This window comes from Schwartzia succinivorans DSM 10502, from assembly GCF_900129225.1.
In the GTDB taxonomy this organism is placed as follows: Bacteria; Bacillota; Negativicutes; order Selenomonadales; family Selenomonadaceae; genus Schwartzia; species Schwartzia succinivorans.
The window spans coordinates 476,489-500,375 of sequence record NZ_FQUG01000002.1; the positions used below are offsets into that span (position 1 = coordinate 476,489).

Sequence of the window (23,887 nt, forward strand, 5' to 3'; positions counted from 1 at the left end):
GTTAGCACTCAACGTGATGGAGTGCTAACAAATGAGGAGGAAGAAAGGATGGACGAACGCAAACAGAGAATACTGCAGGCAATCGTGCAGGACTATATCGAGTCTGCGGAACCGGTCGGCTCCCGTACGATAGCGCGCAGGCATGACCTTGGCGTGAGTCCCGCGACTATCCGGAACGAAATGGCTGACCTTGAGATGCTGGGGTATCTTGAGCATATCCACACTTCATCCGGACGCATTCCGTCCTCAAAGGGTTACCGCTTTTATGTTGATGACCTTCTTCCGTCAAAGCCGCTTGACGAGGAGGAAAAGGCACTTATCGACAAATGGTATATGGAGCGGGTTCGGCGCATAGATGAAGTTTTTCAGGAAACTGCGCGAATCATATCCCACGTCACTAAGAATGTTTCGCTGGTACTTGCTCCGCAGATGACTCAGGCAGCCTTCAGGTGTCTGCAGTTTCTGCCGCTTGATGACCGTCGGGCAATTGCTGTTTTGATGACAGATGCAGGCTTCATCGAAAATAAGATTGTCGATATGCCTGACGGTGCGGCATTTGAGGATTTCCAGCGCATGGCTCTCGTCATAAACGGATGCCTTGCAGGACATACCCTTGATGCGATATCTCCGGCGGTTATGAAAAATATCCGTGAGGAGATTGGCGACGAAAGCCTTTTCGAAGCGGCCCAGGAGGTTATCCACCGTTCACTTGATACGGGGAAGCATGAAAGACTTTATCTCGGAGGCACCAGCGAAATACTTTCCCAGCCGGAATTCCATGATGTGGAAAAGGTAAAGGAAATCCTCCTCATGTTTGAAGAGGAGCAGCTTTTGAAGGATATCCTCCACGCGCACCTGGGAGAAGGGCTGAAGGTTACAATCGGCAAGGAGAACGAGGTCAGGGGAATGCAGGACTGCAGCCTTATGACTGCCACCTACCATCTTGACGGTGAGCTTCTTGGGACAATCGCGGTTCTCGGACCTACACGCATGGAATACGGGAAGGCGATGACACTTTTGAACTACATGAACGGCCATCTGGCCGACGTGGTAAAAAAATTCCGCTGGTAGCGGCACGAGGTGAGAAATATGCCATTCATGAAGGATAAAATGAAGAAAAAGGATGAAGTGAATTTGGAAGATATGCAGGAGCAGATTAACGAAGCGGAAACGCAGCAGGAGGAAGTAAAGCCGGCTGCTGAGGAAGCTGTGGAGGAGTCCGCTGAGACACAGGAGCAGGCAGTTGATGAAACTGAAAAGCTCAAGGCAGAAATAGAAGAAAAGAAAAACCAGTACCTGCGCCTGCAGGCTGATTTTGAAAATTTCCGACGCCGCACAAGACAGGAGAAAGAGGAGCTTGGAAATGTGGTAACACAGACAATCCTTAAGGATATGCTTCCTCTTCTTGACAACTTCGAGCGCGCGCTGGCATCTGATAACAAGGACAGCGAGGGCTTCCACAAGGGCGTTGAGATGATTTATAATCAGTTCGCCGAGGCCCTGAAAAAGAACGGTCTTGAATATATCGAGACCGAGGGAAAGAAATTCGATCCGAATTTCCATCAGGCTGTCATGAGGGTGCAGAACCCTGACCTTGAGGATGAAATCATTGCGGCAGAGCTGCAGAAGGGCTACATTGTCAAGGGACGTGTTGTTCGCCCGAGTATGGTACAGGTTGTTTCCAATTAGTGTACTGGCATGATGATTTTTGAACAATAAACGACGTCGCATATGTTGGCATATGCCAGGCGGAGGAGGGAGGAATAGCGGTGGCTATGCCGACTGACGACAACGAAGCAGATGGCGGCATAGGCGGTGGCGTTGTTCGATTGTCATCGTGTCAGTACGCTGGTCGAAAGACCAGTGAATCAAATAGATAATTTACATATGTTTTTTTACAGGAGGAAATAAAAATGGCAAAAGTAATTGGTATTGATCTGGGTACGACGAACTCTGTTGTATCCGTTATGGAAGGCGGCGAGCCGACTGTCATTACGAACCCTGAGGGCAGTCGTCTGACACCGTCTGTTGTAGGTTTTACGAAAGACGGACAGCGTCTTATCGGTCAGCTTGCAAAACGTCAGGCTGTATCAAATCCGGACCGCACAATCCGTTCCATCAAGCGCCACATGGGCGAGAACGACTACAAGGTAGATATCGACGGAAAAGGCTACACACCGCCGGAAATCTCCGCAATGATTCTCCAGAAGCTGAAAGCAGATGCGGAGGCTTACCTCGGCGAGACTGTTTCCCAGGCTGTTATCACAGTTCCTGCATACTTCAACGACAGCCAGCGTCAGGCAACTAAGGACGCAGGCAAGATTGCAGGTCTTGAGGTTCTCCGTATTATCAACGAGCCGACGGCAGCAGCCCTGGCTTATGGACTTGATAAGGACAGCGACGAAACAATCCTCGTTTTCGACCTTGGCGGCGGTACATTCGATGTATCCATCCTTGAGCTTGGCGACGGCGTATTCGAGGTTAAGGCTACAAACGGTAACACACACCTCGGCGGTGATGACTTCGATGCCCGTATCGTTGACTGGATGGCTGACGAGTTCAAGAAAGAAAACGGCATCGACCTCAAGGCTGATAAAATGAGCGCACAGCGCCTCGTTGAAGCTGCTGAGAAGGCAAAAATCGAGCTTTCGAGCATGCTCTCCACGAACATCAACCTTCCGTTCATTACGGCAGGCGCAAACGGCCCGCTCCATCTCGACCTTACACTTTCCCGTGCTAAGTTCGACGAACTCACGAGAGACCTTGTTGAAGCAACTATGGAGCCGACACGCAAGGCAATGGCAGACGCAGAGCTTTCTCCGTCCGATATCAACAAAGTCATTCTCGTCGGCGGTTCTTCCCGTATTCCGGCTGTTCAGGAAGCAATCAAGCAGTACCTGAACAAAGAGCCGAACCACGGCGTAAATCCGGATGAGTGCGTATCCGTCGGTGCTGCTGTACAGGGCGGCGTTCTCGTCGGTGAAGTAAAAGACGTTCTTCTTCTTGATGTTACACCGCTGTCCCTTGGTATTGAGACACTCGGCGGTGTATGCACGAAGATTATCGACCGCAACACTACAATTCCGACATCCAAGAGCCAGGTATTCTCCACGGCTGCGGACAACCAGCCCTCTGTTGATATCCATGTTCTGCAGGGCGAGCGTGAAATGGCAGCAGGCAACAAGACACTGGGCCGCTTCGAGCTCTCCGATATTCCGCCGGCTCCGCGCGGAGTACCACGTATTGAGGTCAAATTTGATATCGACGCAAACGGTATCGTTCATGTATCTGCAAAAGACCTTGGCACAGGCAAGGAGCAGAAAATCACGATTCAGTCCGACAGCGGCATGAGCAAGGAAGATATTGACCGCATGGTCAAGGAAGCTGAGGCTCACGCAGCAGAGGACAAGAAACAGAAGGAAACAATCGAAATCAAGAATACGGCTGACAACCTTGTATATCAGGCAGAGAAAGCAATCAAGGACCTCGGCGACAAAGCTGACAAAGCACAGGTCGAAAAGGTTCAGGCTGCTGTAGAGAAGGTTAAGGAAGCGCTGAAGGGCGGAGACAATGAAGCAATCAAGAAGGCTTCCGAAGAACTCCAGAAACCGCTCTATGAAATGAGCGCGGCTGCATATCAGCAGGCTCAGCAGGCAGCAGACGGCGCACAGGCAGGCCCTGAGGGCGCGGCACCGCAGCAGGACGCAAAGAAGGACGACGACAATGTCGTAGATGCGGAATATACCGAAGTCAAAGACGACAAAAAGTAATTATATGAAGAAGCAGGATTTACGCGGGTGCTGTGAAAATGCGTCTGTGTAAGTCATAGGGTATGAAGAGTGGGCTCAAAACTGCTCACTCTTCTTCTTTACGAAGGTGGTATAACGTGAGCGAAAAACGCGATTATTACGAAGTCCTCGGCGTTGAAAAGGGTGCCTCGGATGCGGATATAAAGAAAGCCTTCAAGAAGCTGGCAAGAAAATATCATCCGGATTTGAACCGTGACAACCCGAAGGAAGCTGAGGAAAAATTCAAAGAGGTCAACGAAGCTTACAGCGTTCTTTCTGACCCGCAGAAAAAACAGCAGTACGACCAGTTCGGCCACGCTGCCTTTGAAGGCGGTATGGGCGGAGGCGGCGGTGCAGGCGGCTTTGGCGGCTTCGGCGGATTCGGAGGCTTTGGCGGAGGCGGCGGCTTTGACGATATATTCGATGCCTTTTTTGGAGGCGGAGGAAGCCGTCAGCGTCGTCAGGGACCTGAAAAGGGTGATGACCTCAGATATGACCTCGAAATTGAATTCGAGGAGGCAGCCTTTGGCGTGGAAAAAGAAATCCGTGTTCCACGTACCGAGGAATGCAAATCCTGCCACGGCTCCGGCGCGGCAGAAGGCTCATCTCCTGAGACCTGCCCGGACTGCCATGGTACAGGGCAGGTACAGCATGCAGTCAATACACCCCTTGGCCGTATGATGAGCTCCCGTACCTGCGGACGCTGCGGCGGTACAGGCAAGATTATCAAAAATCCGTGCAAAACCTGCAATGGTTCAGGTCATGTAAAAGGCTCGCATACAATTCGTGTAAAGGTTCCGGCAGGTGTTGATGAAGGCTCCAGAATCCGTATTTCAGGCGGAGGAGATGCAGGGCGCCGCGGAGGTCCGAGCGGAGATCTTTACGTATACATCTACGTCCGTGAGCACAAGCTTTTCCAGAGAAGCGGCAACGATGTTATCTGTGAAGTACCTATCTCCTTTGTGCAGGCGGCATTGGGTGATACCATCGAGGTGCCGACTCTCGACGGCAAGGTAGAGATGAAGATACCTGAGGGCATCCAGTCGGGCACGGTTCTGCGGCTTAAAGGACGGGGTATTCCGTTCCTCCGCGGCAGCGGACGTGGCAACCAGCATGTCCGTGTAAAGGTACTGACGCCGAAGAAGCTCTCGAAGGAGCAGAAGGATCTTTTGCAAAAATTCGGAGAAATATCCGGCGAAAGTGTAAATCCGGAGCAGAAAAGCTTCATGGATACGATTCGCAAAATGTTTTCGAAGTAAAGATATGCCGTGGGAGAAATCCCGCGGCATATTTTTGTACTTTGCTATTTATGATTCTTTTTGATATAGTAGTAGATATTTATGACGCATGAATAAATGTTTAAACAGCCTTCTCCCTTGGGAGAAGGGGGACCGCGTAAGCGGTGGATGAGGTGCACCATGCCTTATCACTATCTGCAAACGAGAGGAGCATAATAGATGGAATGGGTTGAAGTCAGCGTAGAGACAAAAACCGAGGCTGCTGACCTTGTGACAGCCGCATTTACGGATATAGGAGCAGGCGGCGTCGAAATCGACGATCCTGCTCTCATAAACGCGTATATTGACGAAGGAAGATGGGATTACCGCGACATGGAGCGAAAGCCTGAAACAGGTATGGTGGTAGTACGCTCCTATCTTGCGAATGATGAAGAGCTTGATGGAAAGGTCAGGACTCTCAAAGCATCCCTTGAGTACATGAAAGGGCGCGGTGCTGACCTGGGAACTGCAAAGGTTTCAACAAATATCCGCAACGACGAAGACTGGGTGGATAACTGGAAAAAATATTTCCACACGGATAAGGTCGGTAAAAATCTTGTGATTCAGCCGTCATGGGAGGAATACGAGGCGCAGCCGGATGATATAGTGCTTCGTCTTGACCCGGGGGCGGCCTTTGGCACGGGAACTCACCCGACGACATCAATGTGTCTCCGCGCTCTTGAGGAGCTTGTAAAGCCGGATATGACGGTATTCGATGTAGGTACGGGTTCAGGCGTGCTTGCCATAGCTGCTGCAAAGCTTGGCGCATCGAAGGTTGTGGCCGCGGACTATGACGCAACGGCAGTAAAATCCGCGAAATTTAACAGCGCAGAAAACGGAACTGAGTCAATAATAGAAATAAAACAAAGCGACCTTCTTAAGGAATTTTCCGGAAAGGCAAAGCTCATTACTGCAAACCTTATTGCCGACCTGGTCATCCGTCTTTTTGACGAGCTGGATGACCACCTCGAAAAGGGAGGACGACTTCTCGCCAGCGGAATCATACTGAGCCGCGAGGAGGATGTGGTTGCGGCGGCTAAGCTGCACGGACTTTTTATAGTACAGCGCCATGAAGAAAAAGAGTGGCTTGCTCTTGAAATAATCCGTGAGGAGGACCGCTGATGCGCCGCCTTTTTCTGCAGGGCGTCTTGTCCGAGGAAGTCACTGTGACGGGAAGTGATGCCCATCATCTGGGCTATGCTCTGCGCGCAAAAGAGGGCGACCGTGTAATCGCCGCAGACAGGGACGGAAAAACCGCCGTAATGGAAATCACGGGATTCACATCAGACACAGTTACGCTGAAGCTTATTGAAGAAATCGAGGCGGATACTGAATCTCCTATTGCGCTTACCCTGGCCATGTGTCTGCCGAAAGCAGATAAAATGGAGTTCATAGTTCAGAAGGCTGTAGAGCTTGGAGTATCGGCTATTCAGCCCATAAAGAGCGCCAACTGCGTTGTGAAATACGACGAGAAAAAAAGCGAAGCGCGCCGTGTGAAATGGCAGCGCATAGCAAACGAAGCCGCGAAGCAGTGCGGACGGACACTTATACCTGTGGTTGAGCCCATTCGTGATATAAAGGAATGGCTCGCTGAACGCACTGAAGCGGACGGATTATTTCTCTGCTACGAAAATGAGGAAAAGCTTTCTCTCGGCACGTGGCTGAACGAAAAAAATCAGAAGCAATATACGGCCCTGATAGGCCCTGAGGGAGGCTTCTCACCTGATGAGGCAGCCGCCGCAAAGAAGGCAGGTGCTGCTGTGGTAACATTGGGCCCACGCATACTGCGCGCTGAGACCGCGGCACTTGCCGTGCTTTCTTGTGTGCAGTACGAAAAAGGCGATTTAGGGAATCGTATTCAGATAGAAAGGTGAAAGACAAGATTGACAACGGCTGCATTTATGACCTTGGGCTGCAAGGTCAACCAGTTTGAAACAGAAACAATGGAAGGACTTTTCCGCAAGGCAGGCTATGAGATAGTTCCCTTCACGGAGCGTGCGGACGTCTATATTATAAATACCTGCTCCGTAACAATGCTGGGGGAGAAAAAATCACGACAGCTCATACGCCGTGCCCGGCGTGAAAACGAGGACGCGCTTATTGCCGTTACAGGCTGCTACGCTCAGCTTGCTCCGGAAATTATAGCTCAGCTTCCGGGAGTACGTCTTGTGGTAGGCACGAAGGACCGCGCCCGCATAGTGGAGCTGGTGGAGGAAGCCGCGAAGGCTGACGGTGTTGTGCGTGAGGTTGGAGACATCATGCACGCGGATACCTTTGAGGATATTCCGCTTTTTTCCGCGCCGGAAAGAACCCGTGCTTTTCTGAAGATACAGGAGGGCTGTCAGAATTTCTGCACCTACTGCATTATCCCATATACAAGAGGGCCTCTGAGGTCAAGACCGATTGAAAGCATAAGAAGAGAAGCAGAAAAGCTATTGAAGGCAGGCTTCAGGGAAATTGTTCTCACGGGTATCCATCTCGGCGCGTATGGCAGAGACCTTGAAGAAAATGTTACTCTGGCAGATGCCGCTGCGGCGGTGCTGGAGTTCCCTGAGCTAAAGCGCCTGCGCCTCGGTTCTCTGGAGTCTATTGAGCTTTCTCCTGAGCTTTTCGCGCTCATAAGGAGCGATAAGCGTTTTGCACGTCATTTGCATCTTCCGCTGCAGGCAGGCTCGGATGCCATACTGAAGACAATGAACCGTCACTACACTGCGGAGGAATTTTCAAAGCTCCTTGAAAAGGTCAGGGCTGAGGTGACGGGAGTCGCAATAACCACAGATATAATTGTGGGTTTTCCCGGGGAAACAGAAGAGCTTTTCGAGGAAGGACTGGCCTTCTCAGCGAAGCAGGGCTTTGCCCGTATGCATGTATTCCCGTACTCGAGACGTCCCGGAACTCCCGCGGCGAAAATGTCCAACCAGATATCTCAGACGGAGAAAAAGGACAGAGTTCATCGTATGCAGACTCTTGCAGACTCAATGGCTGAAAAATTCCACGAGAGCTTTTTGGGCGAAACAGCAGATGTGCTTTTTGAGACGGAAACAGACGGCATCATAGATGGACTCACAGATACGTACATCCGCGTATATACAGATGCAAGGCTGCCGCTGGGTGAAATAGCGCAGATGAAGCTGACAAAGCTTTACAAAGACGGCGTCTGGGGCGTGCCTGTCTAAAATTTTTTAAACTCCCTGCATAATTTTCAAAAAATATGCAGGGATTTTGAATTTTATGACGAATAAATCAAGATAGTAGTTGTTGCTCCACAACGGAGAGGGGGTACGAATCATGGCTGATTGTATTTTCTGCAAAATCGCGCAGAAGGAAATTCCTTCGACGCTTGTTTATGAAGATGAACTCGTTGCTGCGTTCAAAGACCTTGAGCCTCAGGCACCATTTCATGCACTTGTTATTCCGAAAAAGCACGTCGAAAGCATTGCTGCACTCAAGGCTGAGGACAAGGAACTCGCGGCTCATATCCTGTGTGATGTCATTCCGCAGATTGCGGAAGAACAGGGACTTACGGAGAAAGGCTTCCGCGTAGTTGCAAACACAGGCGAGGAAGGCGGACAGACTGTAAAGCATCTGCATTTCCATATTTTGGGAGGACGGTCCATGCAGTGGCCGCCGGGCTGATGTTAAGATGAAACAATTTTTATTGACAAAGCCCCTTGTATCGCGTATAATAGCAGGGTGTAATTGCGTCAAAGAATAAAGCATACTACACTCCCAACAAATCTGGAGGGGGGGAATATAAATGGCAAACGAAGTTAAGGTTGGCAAGAACGAAAGCATCGACAGTGCTCTCCGCCGTTTCAAACGTACATGCCAGAAAGCGGGTACGTTGGCTGAGGTTCGCAAACGTGAACATTATGAAAAACCGAGCGTCCGCCGTAAGAAGAAGTCGGAAGCTGCGCGTAAACGCAAATTCAGAGCGTAAGAGTTTCATCTGCGTTCTTTTATTTGGACGAAATTTTGCTCCTGTCTTATTACGGCAGGAGCAAATTTATTTTGTAAAAAGAAATCAATGATTAAGGCAAGTCGTGTTTATGTAGAGAGACTTTTCGGTTATTTCTGAACGGAGGGATTATGATGTCACTTAAAGAACAGCTGACGGTCGATATGAAGGAAGCCATGAAGGCACGTGAGGACGGCAAAATGCGCCTGAGCGTAATCCGCCTCGTGCGCGGTGCAATCCGCCAAAAGGAAATTGACGGGAAATGCGAGCTTGGTGATGATGATGTACTCGCAATCATCAGCAAAGAAGTTAAGCAGCGCAGAGACTCCATCGAAGAATTCAAAAAAGGAAGCCGCGCTGATCTGGTAGAGGCCGCAGAGCAGGAAATCGGGATCCTCATGAGCTATCTTCCGAAGCAGCTGGGCGAGGACGAAGTCCGTGCTCTCGTAGAGGAAGCAGTGAAAGCAACCGGGGCCGAGACTGCGAAGGACATGGGCAAGGTAATGAAGGAGCTCATGCCGAAGGTCAAAGGCAAAGCTGACGGTAAAATGGTAAACAATATCGTCCGCGAATTTTTGAAATAACGTATAAAATCTGCCGCATATTTTATGTGCGGCAGATTTTTTATGTTATAATCGATATATACTACATTCGGGAGGTAAGATCATGAACAAAAAAGCAGAAATTTTTTTGAACTACCTTGATGAAAAAAAGATTGAGAACGTATTTGCCATCGAAGAAATGCCTAACGATGACTGGGAATCCTCTATTTTCCGCTCGAACATTGACATCGGCGGAAACAAGCTTCCTGTTGGAGTCATCCTTGACAACAGCATCTACGGAATGATTCGTATTCTTATCGCACCGAATGCCCGCACGGATGAAAATGAGCTTGCTGTACTCCGCGTTGTGAATGAATACAACAAAAAGTATAAATCCTTCAAATACTACTTTGATGACAAAGGGTCTCTTGTTCTCGATATCTGCATTCTCTCCGCGGAAGGAGAGAGGCTTGGCGACCTCATCTATGCGATGTTTGACGTAATCATCAACCATTTGAACGAATCCTACAAGGAAATCATGCACGCAATCTGGGCATGAAAAATACTACGCGTAAAATCCTTTTTTGGAGCTGTGAAAAAAGCATTTCTTGCCTTCCCCATTGGGGAAGGGGGACCACGTAGTGGTGGATGAGGTACACCAAGGAGAGCCGCTATTTATGTACATAGTAGGCACTTTGGGGAGCACCTCATCCGAGCCCTGCGGGCCCACCTTCTCCTAAAGGAGAAGGCGTTCTTGTTGCTTTTTTCACAGCCCCTTTTTTATACCGTATCAAAGAAATGTTCTTTTGCAGACTTTTTCCACATTTCTATTAGATGATACAATATGAAAACAGGGAAGGAGGAGATGCGTTTGGAGATTGTCGGAGCAGCATGGGTGGAAGTGCTTCTTTTGGCTGTCGTTTTCTTCGGCGTTCTCGTTGAAATAAAAACCGGGGGACTTGGTGTAGGTGCTCTTCTGGGAATAGTGGCCGCAGGGGTTTTCTTCGGCAGTCAGTATATGAAGGGACTCGTCGCAATGTATCAGATAGCGATGTTCCTTGGAGGGGTCCTCTGCATCATCATCGAAATCCTCACTCCCACAGTCGGACTTTTGGCGGGACTCGGCGTTGCTGCAATGCTTTACAGCGTAGTCCTGACATTGGGAGGAGATGTAGATGCGGTTTATGCACTGCTGGCATCCCTTGCAATTGCGGTTCTTGTATTCGCGGTATTTGTAAAACGTATGCCTTCAAGCCGCCTCTGGAAAAAGCTTGTTCTCAGCGATGCGTCCACAAAGGAACGCGGCTACGTCAGCGCACCACCGAAGCAGGAACTCGTCGGGCGCACCGGTATCGCGGAGACAGACCTCAGGCCCTCGGGGCGTGGGAGCTTTGACGGAGTTTCGCAGGATATAGTAGCTGATGGAGCCTATATCGTAAAAGGAAGTAGCATTATCGTGGCAGCTGTCGAAGGCAGCCGCGTGATAGTAAGAAAAGTAGAATAATATGCCTACCCTGAAGGGGAAGGCTGAAAAACAGGAGGAAACTTTATGGGAGCATTACTTGGTTCCGGATTCATGCTTGTCATCATCATTATCGCATTAGCAGTATTTCTTCATTTTGTGCCCCTGGGACTTTGGGTATCGGCGATTGCCGCGAACGTAAATGTTGGTATTTTCCAGCTCGTCGGTATGCGTCTTCGCCGCGTTGTACCGCAGAAAATCGTACTCCCCCTCATAAAAGCAAACAAGGCAGGACTTACAGTATCGGTTAATCAGCTTGAGGCGCATTATCTCGCAGGCGGTAACGTTGACCGCGTTGTAGATGCCCTTATCGCTGCACACCGTGCTGAAATACCTCTGCCCTTTGAACGCTCTGCGGCCATCGACCTCGCAGGACGTGACGTTCTCGAGGCTGTTCAGATGAGCGTCAATCCTAAGGTTATCGAGACCCCGGTTGTATCCGCAGTCGCGAAGAATGGTATAGAGCTTAAAATCAAAGCCCGTGTCACCGTCCGCGCAAACATTGACCGTCTCGTAGGCGGTGCGGGAGAGCCTACCATTATTGCACGTGTCGGTGAAGGTATTGTTACTACAGTAGGTTCCTCGGAAAAACATACTGACGTCCTCGAAAGCCCGGATGAAATCTCAAAGACTGTCCTCGGAAAGGGCCTTGACGCAGGTACTGCATTTGAAATTCTCTCCATTGATATAGCTGATGTAGATGTAGGACGCAACATCGGAGCAGAGCTTATGACAGATCAGGCGGAGGCTGATAAGCGTATTGCACAGGCAAAAGCTGAGGAACGCCGCGCAATGGCTGTAGCAAAAGAACAGGAAATGAAGGCATATACTCAGGAAATGGAAGCAAAGGTTGTCGAAGCCCAGTCCGAAGTACCTCACGCTATCGCGGAAGCATTCAGAAACGGCAATCTCGGAGTCATGGACTATTACAATCTCAAAAACATACAGGCGGACACAGATATGCGGGGCGCCATCAGCAAGGCAGGCACGCCTGATATGCCCCAGGGACCTCTGACGAAATAACGGGGAAAAGCTATGGATTACATATACTATGTATTCATGATAGAAGAAATCTTTTTTGAGGCAGTTGGCTGGATTTTCAGCCATCTTCCGATGATAGCAGCGCTCATATTCATGATATTCATGAACTATACGCAGAAAAACAAAACACGGAAAAAATTCCCCCCAATAAAAAAGCCTCAGCCCAAGGCGCAGCCTGCACCGTCGGACCCAAGGGACATCGGCTTTGAAATACCGGAGCTGAAACGTGCTCCTGAAGCAAAGCCTCAGGACGGAGTCTATCGTGAACAGCAGAGTGCGGACAGTCTTGCTATCGAGGCGGAGGAGCTGGCAGACGAGCAGAACCGCTACATGAAATACCTCAAAGAAAAGACCGAGCAGGAAAAAATCATGCGGGAGGAAGAAGAAAAAACCTACCGCGCCCAGGCGAAGCTTTCTGCGGAAGCACGTAAGCCTCTTGAACTTCCGCCTGTAACTCCTCAGGCACTCGCAACGGGTATCATCTACGAAGAAATTCTCGGAAAGCCCAAAGCCCTGCGTAAAAGAAAATTCTAATTCATTACACACGCGCAGAACACTTTGTTTTGCGCGTAATTTATTGTAGAATACAGGAAAGAACGCAAAACAAGGAGGAACGCAGAATGGGTAAAAAAATCGGGTTTATCGGACTTGGCGTCATGGGCGGAGCCATGGCGGAGCACCTCTTGGAAGCAGGCTTCGAGCTTACTGTATATAATCGCACGAAGAAAAAGGCAGAAACACTTCTGTCAAAAGGCGCAAAATGGGCGGATACACCTGCAGCCGCGGCGAAGAATTCGGATGTCGTAATCACAATGGTAGGCTACCCGGAGGATGTTGAGGAAGTATACCTTGGCAAGGACGGAATACTTGAGGCAAAAACAGGCGGATATGTCATAGATATGACCACCTCAAGCCCGAAACTGGCAAAAAAAATCTACGACGCAGCAGCGAAAAAAGGCATAGCCTCTGTCGATGCTCCTGTTTCAGGCGGCGATATAGGCGCACGAAATGCCACTCTTGTAATCATGGTAGGAGGAGACGAAAAAGCATTCCACGCCCTTGCACCGATTTTTAATGCTCTCGGAAAGACTGTCAGATATTTCGGCGCGGCAGGCTCGGGACAGTACACGAAAATGGCGAACCAGATAGCGATTGCCGCAGGTATGCTGGGAGTGGCAGAATCCTTGTCCTACGCGAAGAAAGCAGGACTTAACCCTGAGGCTGTCCTCGAAACCATCAGCGGCGGCGCTGCCGGCTCCTGGTCTCTTTCAAACCTTGGTCCGAGAATGCTGAAAGGCGATACTGCACCGGGATTTTACATCAAGCATTTCATCAAAGATATGCGCATAGCTATCGAAAGCGCAGAAGAAATGCATCTGGAGCTTCCGGGGCTGAAGCTGGCAAAGCGCCTCTATGACGAACTCTCGGCAAGAGGTATGGAAGACTGCGGAACGCAGACCATATACCAATGGTACGCAAAATGAGGTGGACATTTACCGATAATAACGGATTGATGTGCTGCGAAAATCCACGCATTAAAATACGCATAAGGAAATTCTGAAAACCAGCTGTGGCAAGGCTTTAAACCTCTTGCCGCAGCTTTTTCATGTATAAAAATTCCTTAAAATTTTCCTGATAATGATATTATTCAAAAAAACGTTTGCATAATTATCCGATGTATGCTATAATGCCTTTGGTTGAATTCTGTCTTGGAGATGGTTGAGGAAACATGGACACTCACACACGCTTCTCCTGATAGATGATGACCACACACATTCACATCTATTTTATTCAAAGGAGGAGTTTCTTATGAAAAAGACTCTCGTATCCGCACTGACGACTGCACTCGTAGTCGGCGCTGCATCCACAACTTTTGCAGCAGCTAATCCGTTCGAGGATGTTGCTGCAGACCATTGGGCTTATGATGCTGTTGCTCAGCTCGCTGCTGACGGCGTCATCGAAGGCTATGGCGATGGCACATATCGTGGCGACCAGGAAATCACTCGTTATGAGATGGCTCAGATGGTTGCTCGCGCTATGGCAAAGAGCGGCGTTTCCGCAGCTGACAAGGCTATGATCGACAAACTCGCTGCTGAGTTCGCTGATGAGCTGAACGCTCTTGGTGTCCGCGTTGCTGCTCTCGAGAAGAAAGTCGACAACGTTAAATGGACGGGCCGTGTACGTTATCGTTATATCAACAAACGTGAAGAGAACAAGGCTAACGATCCGCACAAGAATACGAACCAGGTTCTTCTCCGTCTCGAGCCGACCATGCAGATTAACAAGCATTGGGTAGGTAAAGCTCGTATCGACTATGGCCAGTCTGACAACATGGACTCTGCAAAGAACGATACGAAAGCAACGGTTGACCGTATCTATGTTGTTGGTACATATGGCAACACACAGATTAACCTCGGTAAATTCCCCGAGCAGACACAGGCTGACTACGGTATGATTTTCGACTATCGTATGGCCGGTGGTAAGGTTGTATTCGGTAAAGACATCAAGGTTGGCCTCGCTGCTGGTCGTTTGAACCTTAACGATGCTAAAGGATTTGGTGTCTGGGGTCGTAAAGCAGACGGTACGACTACTCCGGTTGCTGATGATGAGGTAACAGCAAGCGTCCTGAATGTTGAAGTTTACAATGACCGCGCTAAGAAATTCACATGGGGCGTTGGCTACACCCAGGTTGCTAACAAACAGGATTTCCGTGACAAGAATCCGCGTATCTGGAATGTAGGTCTCGGCTACAAGTTCACACCGACCTTCAACGTTACGGCTGCTTACGCTCGCAACACGCATGCATTCGAGGGTACGGAGAGCAAGAATAAGACATCTTACAACATTCAGCTCAACTATAAGGGCGCAAAGGCTTCCCAGAAGGGTTCCTTCGGTCTCTTCCTCGGATATCGTCACCTTGGCAACCTCTCTACGGTTCGTTCCACATACTCCGAGAACGGCGGCATTGAGGCTGGACAGAAGGGCTTCGAGGTAGGTGCTTCCTACACCTTCGATAAGAACATCGTTGGTAAAGCTCAGTACTTCTGGGGCAAGAAGATTGCAATTGATGACAACAACAAAGTCCATGCACTTTGGACAGAGCTTTCCTTCCTGTTCTAATTCCCTTAGGAATAACAGAAGAAAACTCTATACGCAGAAATGCAACAACAAAAGCCTCGGCGAAAGCCGGGGCTTTTTTGTGCGCTTTTTTGTTTTTCCATTTTTTTATCTACTTGCAACACAACATGGTATTATATAAAATATAAATAGAGGAGATGAAGCGCTGTGCCAGAAATAACCAGGTTCTACGGAATTATAATAAAGATGTTTTTCAAACCTAAAGAACATGAACCAAGTCATATCCATGCTCTCTATGGTGAATATATAGGTGAGTTTAATATATTGACATGCGAAATGATACAAGGAGATCTTCCACCTAAGGCACAGGAATTAGTGACTGAATGGTTGCATACCTATCAAGATGAACTGCAAAAAATGTGGGAGACACAGCTTATCCATAAACTTCCGCCGTTGAAATAGGAGGTGTCTATAATGATTCCACGTATTAAGCATATTGAACCGCGTGCTGATTATATCCTGCACGTTATATTCGATGACGGCAAAAGTGTTCTTTACGACGTAAAAGACGATATCTGCACACTTCCAACCTACCGCAGCCTAATGACTGAACAAGGACTTTTTCAAAATTTTCAGGTTGATGAAAGCCGTACCTGCGTGTATTGGAATGACGAGATAGATTTACCAAGCGATACCATATACGAATATGGTATACAGTGCTGACGCCTATTTTGTATCCATAAAGCCTCGGTATATACCGGGGCTTTTTTATGTCCATTTTCAGCCATTCGCCCCAATTTTTTGTCTATTGGAATTGACATGATAATCAATTCGTTTTATGATAATGAACTATCAAGAAGCATTGCAGAATAGATGCTATATAATAGAAGGAAACGACAAAATATTATGGAGAGATTTTATCTCGCGGCACTGCTGGCAGTGCCTAAGCTGAAACAAAACACGGTGCGGAGGCTTCTCGGCAGCATGAAAAGTGCCGAGGCGGTCTGGAAGGCTCCAATGAAGGAGCTTGCGACCTTCATGACAGAGAATGAGCAGACAGCTCTTATGAATTTCAGAAATAAGAAGGCAGGTCTTCCCGAAAAGATTGCCAATGATGTAGAGGCTAGAGGGATAAAGGTTTATACAGAGGAATCTTCGGAATATCCTTCGATTCTTAAGGAGATTGCGCAGCCTCCGATGATTCTTTTCTGCAGAGGAACGCTTGTCTCCGATGTTCAGCGCATAGCTATGGTGGGCTCGCGCAAGGCAACGGCCTACGGGCGGCACGCGGCAGAGGAGCTTTCGGCTGAGCTTGCCGCTTCAGGGCTTACTGTTGTAAGCGGTGCAGCCCGTGGTATAGACACCTTTTCACATAAGGGAGCAATGAAAACAGGGCGGACTGTTGCGGTTCTTGGCTGTGGAATTGATGTTACTTATCCTCCTGAGAATGAAGAGCTCCTTTGTGAAATCGCTGAGAATGGAGCGGTGATTTCTGAGTATCCGCCGGGAACACCACCAAACCAGGGCTTTTTCCCTGCGAGAAATCGCATTATCAGCGGACTTTCAATGGGCACGGTGGTGGTTGAGGCGGCTGAGCACAGCGGCTCTCTTATAACGGCAGAGATGGCTCTTTCCGAGGGACGGGACGTTTTTGCTGTTCCGGGAAGTATTTATTCTCCCATGAGCGCAGGGACGAACAGGCTTATTCAGCAGGGAGCGAAGCTGGTTCGTTCGGGGCGGGATGTTCTTTCTGAGTACCCTGCGTTTTCGGCAGCACCTGAAGGAAAAACAAGCTATGCGGAGGAGGGCCTTCCCCAAGGGCTTTCTCACGATGAAAAGAAAATATATGAGCTGCTTTCGCATGATGAGGCGAGGACAGCCGATGAAATTATATACGCTCTGCACGGCAGCGGCGCGGCGAATGTCGCTTTTCTGCTTTTGCAGATGGAGCTGCGCGGTCTTGTAGAGGAAGATGAAAATCACGCATACACCCGCAGGATAAAGGAGGCATAATGATGAGCACAGCAGCGGTAAAGAAGCCTGCGAAGAAAACTACAGCAAAAAAGACGACGAAAAAGGCGCAGAAGGCGCAGAAAACGCTGGTGGTGGTGGAGTCCCCGGCGAAGGCAAAGACTATCGAGAAATATCTCGGAAGGAATTTCGTCGTTCGGGCATCTATGGGACATCTTCGGGATTTGCCAAAGAGTCAGTTCGGAATTGACGTGGAAAATGATTTTGAGCCGAAGTATATAAATATCCGCGGAAAGGGCGATCTCATCAAGGACCTCAAGAAGGAAGCAAAGGGCGCAGGTAAAATATATCTCGCAAGCGACCCTGACCGCGAGGGAGAAGCTATCGCATGGCATTTGGCGTATATCCTTGGCATTGACCCTGAGGAGAACTGCCGCATTATTTTCAATGAGATTACGAAGCCGGCCATCCAGGCGGCAGTGAAGGACCCGCAGCCGATAAATCTCGACCGTGTTGATGCTCAGCAGGCACGCCGTATGCTTGACCGTATCGTTGGATATAAGCTGTCTCCGCTGCTCTGGAGAAAAATCCGCAAGGGGCTTTCCGCAGGACGCGTGCAGTCAGTAACTGTGAAGCTTATCTGCGACCGTGAGAAGGAAGTGCAGAATTTCGTTTCTGAGGAGTACTGGACGATCGGGCTGAAGCTCCGCAAGAAGCGCTCAAAGCTTTTCGAAGCCGAGCTCACTGCTGTCGACGGAAAGAAGCCTGAGCTTAAAAACCGCGCCGAGGCACAGAAGGTTTCGGATGACCTTGAGAAACAGACCTTTAAGGTTGAAGAGGTCAAACGCAGGGAGCGCCAGAGAAAGCCGGCGGCACCGTTTAATACGTCAAGTCTCCAGCAGGACGCAGCGAGAAAGCTTGGGTTTACCTCTCGCAAAACAATGATGCTGGCTCAGCAGCTTTATGAAGGTCTTGCACTCGGTAAAAAAGGTCCCGTAGGTCTTATCACATACATGCGTACTGATTCCACACGTATTTCGGATGTGGCGCTGGCTGAGACGCGTCAGTTTTTGACTGATACCTATGGCACCGCGTATGTTCCTGCGAAGCCGAATATTTATTCTGCAGGAAAAAATGCCCAGGATGCTCATGAGGCAATCAGACCGACGAGCATTCTCCGCACGCCTAAGGAAGTGGAGCCGTTCCTTTCCAATGACCAGCTGAAGCTATATACGCTTATATGGCAGCGTTTCGCGGCTTGTCAGATGACGCCTGCTGTCTATGATACTCTGAGCGTTGCTCTTTCCGCAGGGGAGAAATACAAGTGCCGCGCTTCCGGTTCGCAGATGAAGTTTGCGGGCTTTACTGCTGTGTACGTCGGCGTTGAGGGCAAAAAGGAGAAGGATATCCTTCTTCCTGAGCTTGAGGCAGGAGAGGTTGTAGACCTTTCGGCAGTTCTTCCCGAGCAGCATTTCACGGAGCCGCCCGCGCGCTACAACGAAGCATCGCTGGTAAAGACTCTGGAGGAAAAGGAGATAGGCCGTCCGAGTACCTACGCTCCTATCATAGAGACTATTCTTGCCCGTGGTTATGTCATTCGGCAGGATAAGCATTTCCAGCCTACTGAGCTTGGCTTTGTCGTGGTGGATATGCTTGAGGAATATTTTAAGAATATTGTTGATGTGAAATTTACGGCTGACCTTGAAAATGAGCTTGATGAGATTGCAGAGGGCAAGCTTGGAAAGAACAAGCTCCTGAATGAGTTTTATCATCCCTTTGAGGAGACTCTTGAAAAGGCTGACGAAGCCATCGGTCATGTGGAGCTTCCTGTAGAGGAATCCGATGTGAAGTGCGACCTCTGCGGGCGCATGATGGTGGTTAAGCAGGGACGTTTCGGCAAATTCCTTGCCTGCCCGGGCTTCCCGGAGTGCCGCAACACAAAGCCTTATCTCAAGGATACAGGTGCAAAATGCCCGAAATGCGGTGGCAGCATTGTGGAGCGCAGGACGCGCAGGGGCAGAGTTTTTTATGGGTGCAAGAATTATCCGGAATGCGATTTCGTAACCTGGGACGCTCCGCACACGGAGCCATGCAAGGTTTGCGGAGGTCTTGTTCTTAAGCACCGCTTCAAAAACGGAAGGGCTCTCAACTACTGCTATGACGATAAGTGCGCTTCCCGTGTGGACCATCCGATTAACAAGGAGCTTGAGCGCCTGAGGGAAAAGGCAGAAAAAGCAGCCTCCGGTGTGAAGACAGAAAAAAAGACTGCAGCTAAGGCCTCGGTTAAGAAAACGGCTGCCAAGAAAACAACAGCAAAAAAGACTGCAGCCAAGAAAGCTGCAGCGAAAAAGACCGCCGTGAAAAAGACTGCGGCCAAGAAAGATTCCAAGAAGTAAGAAGGGAGCGGACGCAGTGAAGAAAATCATCATCGCAGGGGCAGGCCTGGCTGGCAGCGAAGCGGCCTGGCAGGCAGCTGAACGCGGTGTGAAGGTGGAGCTTTATGAAATGCGCCCGGAGCATATGACACCGGCTCATAAGACGGGAGAGTTTGCTGAGCTGGTATGCAGCAATTCTCTCAGGGGAGCAGGGCTTGAGAATGCTGTAGGCGTTCTCAAGGAGGAGATGCGCCGCCTTGGCTCTGTTGTAATGGAGGCGGCTGACGCGACGAAGGTTCCGGCTGGAGGAGCTCTTGCTGTAGACCGTCACGGATTCAGCCAACGCATTACTGAGAAGGTTTCCAATCATCCGAATGTGACGGTTATTCACAAGGAACTTACGGAGATTCCTATGGAGGATGATGCGGTTACTATTGTTGCAACAGGCCCATTGACGGCAGGGGCACTGGCGGAGGATATAAAAAAGCGTGTCGGACAGGGATATTTTTATTTCTATGACGCGGCAGCTCCGATAGTAACTCTTGAGTCCGTGGATATGACACGGGCGTGGCGGGCTTCGCGTTATGATAAGGGTGAGGCGGCGTATATCAACTGCCCGATGACCAAGGAGGAATATACTGCCTTCTGGAACGCTCTTGTCACAGCTGAGAAGGCGCCTACGCATGATTTTGAGAAGGAGATTTTCTTCGAGGGGTGTATGCCTGTAGAGGTTATGGCGTCAAGAGGAGAGGATACTCTTCTTTTTGGACCTTTGAAGCCTGTGGGACTTGATGACCCGCGCACGGGGAAACGTCCCTACGCGGTTGTACAGCTTCGTCAGGATAATGCGGAGGGAACCCTTTATAATATTGTCGGGTTTCAGACGCATTTGAAATGGCCTGAGCAGCGCCGCGTATTCGCCATGATTCCGGGACTTGAAAATGCGGAATTTGTGCGCTACGGCGTAATGCACAGGAATACCTTCATAAATTCTCCATTGGCACTTCTGCCTACAATGCAGCTGAAGGATGAGCCGTGTCTTTTCTTCGCGGGGCAGATGACAGGTGTTGAGGGCTACGTTGAGTCGGCATCATCGGGTCTGGTGGCAGGAATCAATGCGGCACGCCTTGTAATGGGGAAGGAGCCTGTTGTATTCCCCGAGGCGACGGCACACGGCGCGCTCTGTCACTACATTACGACAGCAGATGCGAAAAAATTCCAGCCGATGAATGTGAATTTCGGTCTCATGCCGAAGCCTGCCGAGCGTATTCGTGACAAGAAGCTGAAAAAACAGAAAATCGCTGAGGCGGCACTTGCGGCACTTGATGATTTTCTTCCGACGGTTATTGGATAAGGCTGATACAGAAAGGGAGTAATCTGTTATGGATAATTCTATTACATTTCATGCTACCACCATTGTTGCGGTACGTCATAATGGAAAGACTGCCATTGCCGGTGACGGTCAGGTAACCTTTGGCGAGCACACAATCATGAAGGCGAATGCAAGAAAGGTTCGCCGTCTTTATCATGACAGCGTGCTGGCAGGCTTCGCGGGGTCGGTGGCTGATGCCTTTACTCTTTTTGAAAAATTCGAGGCGAAGCTTGAGGAATACAACGGCAATCTTATGCGCGCCGCGGTGGAGCTTGCAAAGGAATGGCGCACGGACCGTATTCTCCGCAAGCTTGAGGCGCTGCTGCTTGTTGCCGACAGCAGCATGCTGCTTATGATTTCGGGAAACGGTGAGGTCATCGAGCCCGATGGAGATGTAGCAGCTATCGGCTCGGGCGGGTTTTACGCGCTTGCGGCTGCACGCTCAATGGTAAAGCATGCCAAGGATATGACGGCAGGAGAGATTGCAAAGGAATCTCTGTCCATAGCAGCGGATATCTGTGTCTTTACGAATCATAATATCAAAGTGGAAGAACTTGACTGAGGAGGAAACGGCGTTGAACGAACAGACACCAAAACAGATTGTTGAGGAACTCAATAAATACATTGTCGGACAGGACAAGGCCAAACGCGCTGTTGCCATAGCTCTCAGAAACCGCTGGAGAAGCCGCCGGATTGACGAGTCTATCCGCGAGGATGTTATTCCAAAGAATATTTTGATGATTGGTTCAACAGGCGTAGGCAAGACGGAAATCGCACGCCGCCTTGCAAAGCTTGTAAAAGCGCCATTCGTAAAGGTAGAGGCTACGAAATTTACCGAGGTCGGATATGTTGGCCGTGACGTTGAGTCGATTGTGCGTGAGCTTGCCGAGGTAGCCGTGCGCATGGTTAAGCAGCAGCGCATGGAAGAGGTGCAGGACAAGGCCAAGGAGCTGGCGGAGGAACGTATTCTTGATGTGTTCGTTCCGGAGCCCAAGAAATTTTCAAATCCACTGGGAAGCCTTTTCGGAGCAGCGGCAGAGGTCGCGGAGAAAGAAGAAAGCGGCGAGGAACCGAAGTACAAAGCAGGGCGTGACTGGTGCAGAAAACGTCTTGAAGCGGGAGAGCTGGAGGATGAGCTTATCGAGATTGATGTAGAGGATACCTCCCGTCCGATGATTGGAATGCTCTCAGGCTCCTCCCTTGAAAACATGGGGGACGGACTGCAGGATATGATTTCTTCGCTTATGCCGAAGAAGCATAAGAAGCGCAAGGTTCCGGTAAAGGAAGCCCGTAAAATTTTCACCCAGGAGGAAGCCGCAAAGCTTATCGACATGGATGATGTCACGGCAGAGGCCATAAAAACTGCTGAAACAAGCGGAATAGTTTTCCTTGACGAAATTGATAAGGTGGCGGCAAAGAACGGTCAGGGCTCGGGACCTGATGTTTCCCGTGAGGGTGTTCAGAGAGATATTCTTCCTATCGTTGAAGGTTCGACTGTTATGACTAAGTACGGTCCGCTGAAAACGGATCATGTCCTATTTATCGCTGCTGGTGCATTTCATACGGCAAAGCCGTCGGATCTCATTCCTGAGCTTCAGGGACGTTTTCCTATTCGCGTCGAGCTCACGTCGCTTAAAAAGGATGATTTCAAACGCATTCTTACAGAACCAAGGAGCGCCCTCATAAAGCAGTATACCGCGCTTCTGGCTACAGAGGGAGTAAAGCTCACCTTCGGGGATGATGCTATTGACCGTATCGCGCAGATGGCATGCGACGTCAACGCTCAGACAGAAAATATCGGAGCGCGCCGTCTTCATACGCTTTTGGAGAAGCTTTTGGAGGAAGTCTCCTTTGACGCGCCTGATCTTGAGGATAAAAATGTCGAGATTCACGCTGACTACGTTGAGGAAAAGCTTTCTGACATCACGGTGAACAGGGACTTAAGTCAGTTTATTTTGTAATTCTAAGACTACAGAAAATATAAAAAATTCATAAAATTCTTAATTGAATACTATCAATTCAAAAATCGTTATGATATAATATGAATACATAAATCTACTTATATAGATAGACAATATTTATCAAAAACGCATTAGACTGTAAACGAAAGAAGGGGTGGTATATGCCAACATTATTGGAAAGAGCACGGAAAATCAATCGTCTTTTGCAGCGGTCGGAGACAGTTGAGTTTGATAGCATTTCGCGCGTTCTGTGCAACGTTATCGGAGCAAATGTCTACATTACCAATAAGAGCGGTAAAATTTATGGATATGCATTTGTTGATGATTTTGAGTGTGAGCTGATGATTGATAAGGTTATCAATCAGGGACAGTTCCCTAAAAATTACGTAAAATGGATGCTTAAGATTGATGAGACATCAGCTAACCTCCGTTCAAAAAGCGGTATGTGCGCTTTTGCAACTCCGGAGCAGGAATGCATGTTCAACGGAAAGAACACGACCATCGTTCCTATTTACGGAGTTGGCGAACGCATCGGCACTATGATTATTGCAAAGTATAATGAGGAGTTTACTGATGATGACCTTCTGCTGGCTGAGTATGGCGCAACGGTCGTTGGTATGGAGATGCTCAGAGACAGAACTCAGCAGATTGAGATTGAGGCACGCAAGCGTACAGCAGTTCAGATTGCTCTTGCTAACCTTTCCTTCTCCGAGATTAAGGCTGTTTCGGCTATTGTCGAGGGACTTAAGGAGCTTGACAAGCCGGATGATCCTCTGGTGGCATCCAAGATTGCCGACAGCGCCAAGATTACACGCTCAGTTATTGTCAACGCGCTCAGAAAGCTTGAGTCGGCTGACATCATGGAATCGAAATCGCTTGGTATGCGCGGAACGCATATTAAAATCAAGAATGAATATCTTGAGGAAGAGCTTGCAAATTTTAACAGATAGTAAACAGCGCCTGCAGGTTATAGGACTTGCAGGCGCTAAATTTTGAGTAGTA

At 49.2% G+C, this 23,887-nt stretch carries 24 protein-coding genes; all 24 read left to right on the top strand.

The genetic code is table 11. The features are described 5' to 3' along the window. Positions 1-48: 48 nt before the first annotated feature. Positions 49-1,071, top strand: coding sequence for a heat-inducible transcriptional repressor HrcA (gene hrcA / locus BUA83_RS02045; RefSeq protein WP_072934507.1), 1,023 nt, complete (start codon positions 49-51; stop codon positions 1,069-1,071). A gap of 18 nt (positions 1,072-1,089) precedes the next feature. Continuing rightward, positions 1,090-1,689, top strand: coding sequence for a nucleotide exchange factor GrpE (gene grpE, locus BUA83_RS02050; protein WP_200795956.1), 600 nt, complete (start codon positions 1,090-1,092; stop codon positions 1,687-1,689). Between the two features lie 224 nt (positions 1,690-1,913). After that, on the top strand, positions 1,914-3,770 hold the full coding sequence (gene dnaK, locus BUA83_RS02055) for a molecular chaperone DnaK (protein WP_072934508.1): 1,857 nt from the start codon (positions 1,914-1,916) through the stop codon (positions 3,768-3,770). Between the two features lie 116 nt (positions 3,771-3,886). Further along, positions 3,887-5,047, top strand: a complete 1,161-nt coding sequence (gene dnaJ, locus BUA83_RS02060; RefSeq protein ID WP_072934509.1) for a molecular chaperone DnaJ — start codon at positions 3,887-3,889, stop codon at positions 5,045-5,047. Between the two features lie 198 nt (positions 5,048-5,245). Further along, positions 5,246-6,187 (top strand): 50S ribosomal protein L11 methyltransferase, encoded by a 942-nt coding sequence (gene prmA / locus BUA83_RS02065; protein WP_072934510.1) that lies wholly within the window; start codon positions 5,246-5,248, stop codon positions 6,185-6,187. Beyond that, entirely contained in the window at positions 6,187-6,939 is a 753-nt protein-coding gene (locus BUA83_RS02070; RefSeq protein ID WP_072934511.1) for a 16S rRNA (uracil(1498)-N(3))-methyltransferase, read from the top strand. The genes prmA and BUA83_RS02070 overlap by 1 nt, the downstream gene beginning before the upstream one ends. 9 nt (positions 6,940-6,948) lie before the next feature. Next, entirely contained in the window at positions 6,949-8,241 is a 1,293-nt protein-coding gene (gene mtaB, locus BUA83_RS02075; protein WP_407695178.1) for a tRNA (N(6)-L-threonylcarbamoyladenosine(37)-C(2))-methylthiotransferase MtaB, read from the top strand. 112 nt (positions 8,242-8,353) lie between these two features. Further along, positions 8,354-8,701 carry a histidine triad nucleotide-binding protein gene (locus tag BUA83_RS02080; protein ID WP_072934512.1) on the top strand — a complete coding sequence of 116 codons (348 nt, stop codon included), beginning with the start codon at positions 8,354-8,356 and terminating at the stop codon, positions 8,699-8,701. 121 nt (positions 8,702-8,822) lie between these two features. Next, the gene (gene rpsU / locus BUA83_RS02085; protein WP_072934513.1) at positions 8,823-9,005 is read left to right on the top strand and encodes a 30S ribosomal protein S21; all 183 of its coding nucleotides are present in this window, start codon (positions 8,823-8,825) and stop codon (positions 9,003-9,005) included. Between the two features lie 152 nt (positions 9,006-9,157). Then, entirely contained in the window at positions 9,158-9,607 is a 450-nt protein-coding gene (locus BUA83_RS02090; RefSeq protein WP_072934514.1) for a GatB/YqeY domain-containing protein, read from the top strand. 82 nt (positions 9,608-9,689) lie between these two features. Beyond that, entirely contained in the window at positions 9,690-10,124 is a 435-nt protein-coding gene (locus BUA83_RS02095; protein WP_072934515.1) for a hypothetical protein, read from the top strand. A gap of 306 nt (positions 10,125-10,430) precedes the next feature. Next, on the top strand, positions 10,431-11,069 hold the full coding sequence (locus tag BUA83_RS02100; RefSeq protein WP_094756425.1) for an NfeD family protein: 639 nt from the start codon (positions 10,431-10,433) through the stop codon (positions 11,067-11,069). Positions 11,070-11,114: 45 nt separating this feature from the next. Then, on the top strand, positions 11,115-12,110 hold the full coding sequence (floA, locus tag BUA83_RS02105; protein ID WP_072934517.1) for a flotillin-like protein FloA: 996 nt from the start codon (positions 11,115-11,117) through the stop codon (positions 12,108-12,110). Positions 12,111-12,122: 12 nt separating this feature from the next. Next, positions 12,123-12,662: a hypothetical protein gene (locus tag BUA83_RS02110; RefSeq protein WP_072934518.1), complete on the top strand. Its 540-nt coding sequence runs from the start codon at positions 12,123-12,125 to the stop codon at positions 12,660-12,662. Positions 12,663-12,712: 50 nt separating this feature from the next. After that, positions 12,713-13,612 (top strand): NAD(P)-dependent oxidoreductase, encoded by a 900-nt coding sequence (locus BUA83_RS02115; RefSeq protein ID WP_268793922.1) that lies wholly within the window; start codon positions 12,713-12,715, stop codon positions 13,610-13,612. A 325-nt stretch (positions 13,613-13,937) separates the two neighbouring features. Continuing rightward, positions 13,938-15,248 (top strand): S-layer homology domain-containing protein, encoded by a 1,311-nt coding sequence (locus BUA83_RS02120; protein ID WP_072934520.1) that lies wholly within the window; start codon positions 13,938-13,940, stop codon positions 15,246-15,248. A 165-nt stretch (positions 15,249-15,413) separates the two neighbouring features. Continuing rightward, positions 15,414-15,668: a DUF4160 domain-containing protein gene (locus BUA83_RS02125; protein WP_072934521.1), complete on the top strand. Its 255-nt coding sequence runs from the start codon at positions 15,414-15,416 to the stop codon at positions 15,666-15,668. A gap of 12 nt (positions 15,669-15,680) precedes the next feature. Then, positions 15,681-15,929: a DUF2442 domain-containing protein gene (locus BUA83_RS02130; protein WP_072934522.1), complete on the top strand. Its 249-nt coding sequence runs from the start codon at positions 15,681-15,683 to the stop codon at positions 15,927-15,929. Between the two features lie 183 nt (positions 15,930-16,112). Further along, a complete protein-coding gene (dprA, locus tag BUA83_RS02135; protein ID WP_072934523.1) occupies positions 16,113-17,219 on the top strand; it encodes a DNA-processing protein DprA in 1,107 nt (368 codons plus the stop codon). Further along, complete coding sequence (gene topA / locus BUA83_RS02140) at positions 17,219-19,573, top strand: type I DNA topoisomerase (RefSeq protein WP_072934524.1); 2,355 nt, start codon at positions 17,219-17,221, stop codon at positions 19,571-19,573. The genes dprA and topA overlap by 1 nt, the downstream gene beginning before the upstream one ends. Before the next feature lie 16 nt (positions 19,574-19,589). Continuing rightward, a complete protein-coding gene (trmFO, locus tag BUA83_RS02145) occupies positions 19,590-20,906 on the top strand; it encodes a methylenetetrahydrofolate--tRNA-(uracil(54)-C(5))-methyltransferase (FADH(2)-oxidizing) TrmFO (RefSeq protein ID WP_072934525.1) in 1,317 nt (438 codons plus the stop codon). A 40-nt stretch (positions 20,907-20,946) separates the two neighbouring features. Then, positions 20,947-21,486 carry an ATP-dependent protease subunit HslV gene (gene hslV / locus BUA83_RS02150; RefSeq protein ID WP_072934699.1) on the top strand — a complete coding sequence of 180 codons (540 nt, stop codon included), beginning with the start codon at positions 20,947-20,949 and terminating at the stop codon, positions 21,484-21,486. A gap of 13 nt (positions 21,487-21,499) precedes the next feature. Continuing rightward, positions 21,500-22,885 (top strand): ATP-dependent protease ATPase subunit HslU, encoded by a 1,386-nt coding sequence (gene hslU, locus BUA83_RS02155; protein ID WP_072934526.1) that lies wholly within the window; start codon positions 21,500-21,502, stop codon positions 22,883-22,885. 161 nt (positions 22,886-23,046) lie between these two features. Beyond that, positions 23,047-23,835 (top strand): GTP-sensing pleiotropic transcriptional regulator CodY, encoded by a 789-nt coding sequence (codY, locus tag BUA83_RS02160; protein WP_072934527.1) that lies wholly within the window; start codon positions 23,047-23,049, stop codon positions 23,833-23,835. Positions 23,836-23,887: the final 52 nt, after the last annotated feature.

Excerpts from the sequence above, each read along its gene's own strand:
- hrcA (WP_072934507.1), top strand. The coding sequence starts at position 49 with ATGGACGAACGCAAACAGAGAATACTGCAGGCAATCGTGCAGGACTAT.
- floA (WP_072934517.1), top strand. The coding sequence starts at position 11,115 with ATGGGAGCATTACTTGGTTCCGGATTCATGCTTGTCATCATCATTATC.
- BUA83_RS02130 (WP_072934522.1), top strand. The coding sequence starts at position 15,681 with ATGATTCCACGTATTAAGCATATTGAACCGCGTGCTGATTATATCCTG.
- prmA (WP_072934510.1), top strand. The coding sequence starts at position 5,246 with ATGGAATGGGTTGAAGTCAGCGTAGAGACAAAAACCGAGGCTGCTGAC.
- BUA83_RS02095 (WP_072934515.1), top strand. The coding sequence starts at position 9,690 with ATGAACAAAAAAGCAGAAATTTTTTTGAACTACCTTGATGAAAAAAAG.
- BUA83_RS02090 (WP_072934514.1), top strand. The coding sequence starts at position 9,158 with ATGTCACTTAAAGAACAGCTGACGGTCGATATGAAGGAAGCCATGAAG.
- rpsU (WP_072934513.1), top strand. The coding sequence starts at position 8,823 with ATGGCAAACGAAGTTAAGGTTGGCAAGAACGAAAGCATCGACAGTGCT.
- BUA83_RS02100 (WP_094756425.1), top strand. The coding sequence starts at position 10,431 with ATGCGTTTGGAGATTGTCGGAGCAGCATGGGTGGAAGTGCTTCTTTTG.
- BUA83_RS02110 (WP_072934518.1), top strand. The coding sequence starts at position 12,123 with ATGGATTACATATACTATGTATTCATGATAGAAGAAATCTTTTTTGAG.
- grpE (WP_200795956.1), top strand. The coding sequence starts at position 1,090 with ATGCCATTCATGAAGGATAAAATGAAGAAAAAGGATGAAGTGAATTTG.
- dprA (WP_072934523.1), top strand. The coding sequence starts at position 16,113 with ATGGAGAGATTTTATCTCGCGGCACTGCTGGCAGTGCCTAAGCTGAAA.
- BUA83_RS02070 (WP_072934511.1), top strand. The coding sequence starts at position 6,187 with ATGCGCCGCCTTTTTCTGCAGGGCGTCTTGTCCGAGGAAGTCACTGTG.
- BUA83_RS02080 (WP_072934512.1), top strand. The coding sequence starts at position 8,354 with ATGGCTGATTGTATTTTCTGCAAAATCGCGCAGAAGGAAATTCCTTCG.
- topA (WP_072934524.1), top strand. The coding sequence starts at position 17,219 with ATGATGAGCACAGCAGCGGTAAAGAAGCCTGCGAAGAAAACTACAGCA.
- BUA83_RS02120 (WP_072934520.1), top strand. The coding sequence starts at position 13,938 with ATGAAAAAGACTCTCGTATCCGCACTGACGACTGCACTCGTAGTCGGC.
- dnaK (WP_072934508.1), top strand. The coding sequence starts at position 1,914 with ATGGCAAAAGTAATTGGTATTGATCTGGGTACGACGAACTCTGTTGTA.
- codY (WP_072934527.1), top strand. The coding sequence starts at position 23,047 with ATGCCAACATTATTGGAAAGAGCACGGAAAATCAATCGTCTTTTGCAG.